6 protein-coding genes are annotated in these 6009 nt (G+C 73.4%); 1 reads left to right on the forward strand and 5 read right to left on the reverse strand.

What is annotated here, in order from left to right; all coding sequences use genetic code 11:
* The 3 genes from HET64_RS35365 to HET64_RS35375 form a co-directional block, all read right to left on the reverse strand.
* The coding region (locus tag HET64_RS35365) for a choice-of-anchor A family protein (protein ID WP_251146326.1) at window positions 1-1226 on the reverse strand (1226 nt) is incomplete at its 3' end.
* Between the two features lie 115 nt (window positions 1227-1341).
* The gene (locus HET64_RS35370; protein ID WP_251146327.1) at window positions 1342-2340 is read right to left on the reverse strand and encodes an NAD-dependent epimerase/dehydratase family protein; all 999 of its coding nucleotides are present in this window, start codon (window positions 2338-2340) and stop codon (window positions 1342-1344) included.
* Between the two features lie 155 nt (window positions 2341-2495).
* Window positions 2496-3449 (reverse strand): LysR family transcriptional regulator, encoded by a 954-nt coding sequence (locus HET64_RS35375; RefSeq protein WP_215111339.1) that lies wholly within the window; start codon window positions 3447-3449, stop codon window positions 2496-2498.
* A gap of 314 nt (window positions 3450-3763) precedes the next feature.
* On the opposite strand from HET64_RS35375, the gene snpA reads away from it, so the two are divergent.
* Window positions 3764-4417: a snapalysin gene (gene snpA / locus HET64_RS35380; RefSeq protein ID WP_215111340.1), complete on the forward strand. Its 654-nt coding sequence runs from the start codon at window positions 3764-3766 to the stop codon at window positions 4415-4417.
* 156 nt (window positions 4418-4573) lie between these two features.
* On the opposite strand, the gene HET64_RS35385 is transcribed toward snpA, so the two are convergent.
* Both HET64_RS35385 and HET64_RS35390 read right to left on the reverse strand, forming a co-directional pair.
* Window positions 4574-4930, reverse strand: a complete 357-nt coding sequence (locus HET64_RS35385; RefSeq protein ID WP_215111341.1) for a GntR family transcriptional regulator — start codon at window positions 4928-4930, stop codon at window positions 4574-4576.
* A 2-nt stretch (window positions 4931-4932) separates the two neighbouring features.
* The gene (locus HET64_RS35390) at window positions 4933-5901 is read right to left on the reverse strand and encodes a DUF1648 domain-containing protein (protein WP_215111342.1); all 969 of its coding nucleotides are present in this window, start codon (window positions 5899-5901) and stop codon (window positions 4933-4935) included.
* Window positions 5902-6009 lie beyond the last annotated feature (108 nt).

Genomic DNA, 6009 nt, shown 5'->3' on the forward strand with positions numbered 1-6009 from the left:
GTCGGGGTGGGCTCCGTCGGCGTCGGGGTCGGGTCCGTCGGAGTCGGCGTCGGGTCCGTCGGAGTGGGGGTCGGGTCTGTAGGCGTCGGCGTCGGGTCCGTCGGAGTGGGGGTCGGGTCCGTCGGCGTCGGCGTCGGATCCGTCGGCGTAGGCGTCGGCTCCGGCGAGCAGGTCGGCAGGTCGCCGTCGAAGGGGTACGCGTGGATCTCCTGGCCGCCCGACGCTCCCGCCGAGGTGTGGGTGAGCGAACCCGCCGTGTAGAAACGGCCGTTGGTGCCGCTCATGCTGAGCACGGTGGTGCTCGTCGGCTGGCCCACCAGCACGCTGCCCTCGAACTGGGCCGGGCCGCTCATGGACAGGTCGGTGGCGTCCGGGAAGTTCCACAGCAGGTTCTCGCGGAGGCCCTCGTTGGGGAAGGAGCCCATGAACGTGGCGACGCTGCGGGTGGAGCCGTAGACGTTGACGAGGACGGTCGCGCCCTCGGGGATGCCGTTGAAGACGAACCCCGTGTTGCCGCCCGCCTCCGACTCCAGGTCCGCGTCCACGTCGAAGATCTGGATCGCGGACGAGCCGTCACCGGTGAACGTCATGACGTCACCGGTCTTCACCCACGTGCCCGTCGCCTCCCGGTGCTCGTCGCCGTCGTACGCGTAGCACTGGCTGGCCTCGGTGAGCTGCGGGCGCAGCGCGGTGTACGGGGCGGCCGCGTCCTCGTCGAAGCGTGGGGCGGTGGTGGGGTTCACCGTGCCCGTGAGGTCACCCGCGTACGCGACGCGGCCGGAGTGCGTGCCCTCCTCGGCGAGCAGGCGCTCGCCGTCGGCGATGGTCACGTCGCCGCCCGCCGTCAGGTAGTCGGAGCCGTCCGGCGGCGGCACCCGCGAACCGACGCCCGCGATACCGACGTTGTAGATCTGCGAGACCCCGTCCCGCTTGTCCATGTCGAACGTGCCGAGGGTGACGACCTTCCCCTCCGCCTCGGCCGCCGCCTCCCGGACCAGGAAGTCCCCACCGACGTAGACGTTGATATTGCTGTCGAAGTTGGTGACCGGGCCGTTGTTGGGGTCGTTCCAGCTGGGCGGGCAGGAGCTGCCGAGGCAGGGTCCCAGTCCGCCCGGCAGCGGATCGGCACCCGCGGCCGGGGCCAGCACGCCCACCATCGCCGCGGCCGTGGCCACTGTCACTGCTGCCCGGATTGCGTTGCCGCGCCTGCGCGCCTTCTGTTCCATGCCGCGCAATATGCATGGTTAACACTTAGTCATATTGAATGACACGCCGCTTTTGCCCTCTTGTGTAGTCCTATAGGAGGTTTCTTCGTCGCGACACGCAGGCGGAAACGGTGCGTCAGAGAGCCAGCAGCTTCGCCTCCAGCACGGGGTCGAGGCCGACGGCCGGGCGGTCGGGGCGCTGGGGCGCCACGCCACCGAGGGTGCGCAGCCAGGCCCAGGTGTCCGCCACGGTCTCCCCGGCCGGGCGGCAGCGCAGCCCGGCGGCGTACGCCCTGGTGGGGTCGCCCCGGTGGATCGTGTCGTACAGCTCGCCCGGCGGGAGCCAGATCGGCAGGTCGCTCCAGGGCTCGACCCCGGCGGCGAGCAGGACCTCCGGATCGGTCCAGCGCAGCTCGGCGTCGGACCCGGTGACGCGTACGCACGCTTCCAGCAGCTCGCCCGTGGTCGTGTGGCCGGGGCGGCTGACGGTGTTGTACGCGCCGTGCAGCCCGCCCGCCGCCGCGTCCAGGATCCAGTCCGCCAGGTCCCGGGCGTCGATGTACTGGAGTTCGGTCCCGGGCCGGCCGGGGGCGACCACCGGCCCGCCCCGGGCGATGCGCGACAGCCACCAGGGCAGCCGGCCGATGTTCTCCCCGGGGCCGATGATCAGCCCGGCCCTCGCCAGCAGGGCCCGGTCCCCGAAGGCGTCGAGGGCGGCCAGCTCACCGCCGCGCTTGGCCCGGTCGTACGGCACGTCCGCGCCGTCGTCGGGCGAGGCGCCGGCCACCAGCGGGCCGTCCTCGTCGAGCCCCGGGGCGGCCGGGTGGACGTACACCGAGCGGCTGGAGACGTAACTGAAGTGCCCGGACCGGCCGGACAGCAGACGGGCGGCGTCGCGGACGGCGGCGGGCGCGCCGCTCCAGGTGTCGACGACCAGGTCCCAGTCCTGCCCGCTCTCCGCCAGCGCCGCGAGTCCGTGCTCGCCCGCGGTCCGGTCCCCGGTCAGCGCGCTCACGCCGGGCGGGGGCGCGTGGCGGCCCCGGTGGAACACCGTGACGTCCCAGCCCCGCTCCAGCGCGGCGTCGGTGACGGCCCGTCCGACGAACTCCGAACCGCCCAGCATCAGAAGCCTCATGGGACGACTCTGCCCGCCGGAAGGCGGCGGGGGAACACGAGCACGCTGTCAGCAGAACGGGGAACTCACCGTCGCGGGGCCGGGGCGCGGGCCTGCGGGGCGTCACCGGCGCGAGCGGAAGGCCGGCGCGTCAGGGCGTGCGGGCCAGCGGGGAGTCAGGGCGTGCGGGCCAGTGGGGAACGGTGGCGCAGCAGCCACTCGTGGTAGCCGCTGGCCCGTCGGGCCGCGTCCCGGTAGGCGTCCTCCAACTGCGCGTACACCACCGCGATGTCCGTCCCGGGCCGCGAGACCAGGAGCAGCCGCACGGCGAGCGGGTCCCCCAGCAGCGGGCGGATCACCATGTCGTCGCGCGGGCCCGACGTCGGCTGGCAGGGCGCGACGGCCTCGCCGAGCACGACGAGGGAGGCGGCGGTGAGGTAGTCGCCGTGCAGGACCGGCGGGTTGAGCCCGGCGGCGCCGAGCACCCGGCGCACCCCGTCCCACTCGCCGTCCACCGTCGGATCGACCATCCAGGGGTCGCCCGCCAGGTCCCCGAGCTCCACCACGCGACGACGGGCGGCGGGGTGGTCCCGGGAGAGCGAGATGAACTGCGGCTCCCGCTCCACGAGCACGCGCTGCTCCAGGCCCTCCGGCACGGCGAGCGGGGAGCCCTCCACCTCGTGCACGAAGGCGACGTCCAGACGGCCCTCCTCGACCGAGCGCAGGAGCGCGTGGGCGGAGACGTCGACCCGCAGCGAGATGTCGGTGCCGGGCAGAGCGACCCGCAGCCGGCGCAGCCAGCCGCCGATGACCCGGCTCGCGGTGGAGCCGATGCGCAGCCGGGATCCGTGCGGCCGGGCGGCCTCGGCCTCCGCCAGCGCCTCGGCGACCAGGTCGTTCATGCCGTCCACGAGGGGCCGGGCCCGGCTCAGGACGGCCCGCCCCAGGGAGGTCGGCCGGCAGCCGGTCCGTTCGCGGCGGAACAGTTCGGCGCCGAGCACGTTCTCGATCCGCCGGAGCTGGGTGGTCAGGGAGGGCTGGCTCACACCGAGGCGTCGGGCCGCCTGATGCAGGCTGCCCGCGTCGGCGATGGCGCAGAGCGCCCTGAGGTGCCTCACCTCCAGCTCCATGCAGCGGAGACTATGACCGCCGCTCGCCGTGCACCAGACGTCGCAACCCCAACAAACAGCGGCAATTCAGGGAGTGTTGGGCCTTGAGACATGTGACGATGCCGTGGCCGTGACGTGGGCATGGCATGTCCACGGGCGGCTGACGTGCGGAAAGAAAGAGCCCGGGCGGCGATAGGGCGGCGCTATCACCGTTCGGCATCATCCCCGCGACTGTGCGCTGCACCACACTCTTCCCCGTACCGCCCCACGCCTTGTCCGCCCAGCGGACACCCCCACGGCGCGGGTTCGATCGGACAGGTAGGAGAAATCCCCCCATGAGACACCTCAGGACCGCTGTCGCCACCGCCGCCGCCGGGCTCGGCCTCGTCGCCGCACTGGGCACCGCACCCGTCGTGGCCGCCGCTCCGGCCCCTGCCGCTCCCTCCTCCACCACCGTCGCCGCGTACAACGGTTCGGGCGAGAACGCCGCCGCGAACCGCGCCTTCCTCGACGCGGTCATGAAGTCCGTCGCCGAGAAGCGCGCCGCCAACCCGGGCATCAAGGCCGTCACGGTCACCTACGACGCGTCGGGCGCGCCGTCCTTCCGCGGCGAGATAGCCAACAGCACGCAGATCTGGAACAGCTCGGTCTCCAACGTCCAGCTGCAGGAAGGCTCCGGCGCGGACTTCACCTACCGCGAGGGCAACGACCCCCGGGGCTCCTACGCGAGCACCGACGGGCACGGTCGCGGGTACATCTTCCTGGACTACGCCCAGAACCAGCAGTACGACTCGACCCGGGTCACCACGCACGAGACCGGGCACGTGCTCGGGCTGCCGGACAACTACTCGGGTCCGTGCAGCGAGCTGATGTCGGGCGGCGGCCCCGGCCCGTCCTGCACCAACTCCAACCCGGACGCCAACGAGCGGGCCCGGGTGAACCAGCTGTGGCAGAACGGCCTGGCCGCGCTCGCCCGCTCCGCCTCCTGACGCCGGGACGCACCGGCGGTCCGGCGGAGGACAGCCGGTCCCGTGTCCCGGGACCGGCCGGCACCCCCCACACGACAGAGGACCGTTCCGCCCGCGGAACGGTCCTCTGCGCGGTCCGCTTCCGTGCCGGTCGGGCCGTACGCGCCCGTGCGCCGGTCAGGCGTCGAACTCGCCGCGGACGAGGGTCAGCAGTTCGTCCTCGGTCATGCCGAGGTCCCGGGCGTCCGCGACGGCTCCGCGGACGCGCTCCAGCAGCCGTGCCCGCTGCGGCGAGGCGCCCGCGGTGATCGCCGCGCCCCGGCCGCGGCGAAGCTCGATGAGCCCCTCCTCGCGAAGCCGTTGGTAGCCGCGCAGCACCGTGTGGACGTTCACGCCGAGGGATTCGGCGAGCACCCGGGCGGCGGGCAGCCGCTCGCCCGGAGCCACCGCGCCCTCGGCGACCGCACGCCGGACCGAGGCGGCGATCTGGTCGCCGAGCGGGACGATGGAGGTCGGATCGACCCGGAAGAGCATGGTCAGCGCCCCGTCCGCTGCCGGTCGAGCAGTGTGTTGAGCAGGGCCGCGCCGGTGGCCGAGTCGTCGACGGTGACGGCGAACTCGCGGCCGCTCGTCAGGCTGACGACGATGGCCTCGCCCGAGCGGGTGATGACGCCGCTGCGCTCGGGGCGGACACGATAGCCCCAACCGCCGTACTCGGCGAGCGCGTTGACGGGGCGGCTGTCCGCCCCCGCCATCCGCTCCAGCGGCACCCGGACCCGGGGCCTGGGCAGCAGGCCGGAGACGGTGAGGCCCCGCCGGTCCACGGTGACGTGGGGGCGGCAGAAGGTGGCCGTCACCAGGCCGAGGAGAAGGATCGGGCCCCCGATGAACCAGCTCTGCGACAGGCCGACGGTGACACCGGCCGCCAGGAACACCAGCACGGCGACCGGCACCCACCACGCACCGATCCCGCGCGCCCAGCCGGCCACCTCGCCGTCGGCGAGCGCGATCCGCTCCCGGCTCGCCGGATCACGGTCGCGGGGGTCATCGGGTGCGGGGACGAGCCGGGACGCCAACACGCCGAGGGCTCCGGCGAGGACGGCCGCCCCGAGGGCCACGACGAGGTGCCGGAGCGGGAAGCCGTCCGCCGGTCCGCCCTCGGGGGCGTCCACGTTGACGGACAGGACGGCGATCAGCAGGTATCCGAGGAACCCGGCGACGGCGAAGCCCCCGCCGATGAACCACCGGTGGGCACGGCCGTGGAGCTTGCCGTTGACCGCGATGAAGGCCCACAGCGCGCCGAGCACGAGCAGCGATGCGGCGGTGTAGAGGAGATGGGCGGTGACGCCCATGTAGCCGTCGGCGGAGCCGCCGGCGTCGAAGTGGACGGCCAGCCGGTCGGGCAGCCGGTCCTTGACGGTGACGTGGACGACGAGGTCGGCGAGGAGAGCGAGCACAAAGGGCAGGGCCGCGAGCGTCGCGCGGCCAAGGTTCTTGCTTGTCATGAAAAACCTCCGTTGTTCGCATGCTAGTAGAACAATGAGGCGGGGGCAACGGGGTGCCGCGCGTCCGCCCCGTACCGGGATGGGTACGGGGCGGAAGTTGTACGGGGG

It is taken from the genome of Streptomyces sp. McG3, assembly GCF_018619185.1.
GTDB lineage: Bacteria > Actinomycetota > Actinomycetes > Streptomycetales > Streptomycetaceae > Streptomyces.

Bases quoted from the DNA above. Each gene is read 5' to 3' on its own strand.
- HET64_RS35370 (WP_251146327.1), bottom strand. From the start codon at position 2,340: ATGAGGCTTCTGATGCTGGGCGGTTCGGAGTTCGTCGGACGGGCCGTC.
- HET64_RS35375 (WP_215111339.1), bottom strand. From the start codon at position 3,449: ATGGAGCTGGAGGTGAGGCACCTCAGGGCGCTCTGCGCCATCGCCGAC.
- snpA (WP_215111340.1), top strand. From the start codon at position 3,764: ATGAGACACCTCAGGACCGCTGTCGCCACCGCCGCCGCCGGGCTCGGC.
- HET64_RS35385 (WP_215111341.1), bottom strand. From the start codon at position 4,930: ATGCTCTTCCGGGTCGATCCGACCTCCATCGTCCCGCTCGGCGACCAG.
- HET64_RS35390 (WP_215111342.1), bottom strand. From the start codon at position 5,901: ATGACAAGCAAGAACCTTGGCCGCGCGACGCTCGCGGCCCTGCCCTTT.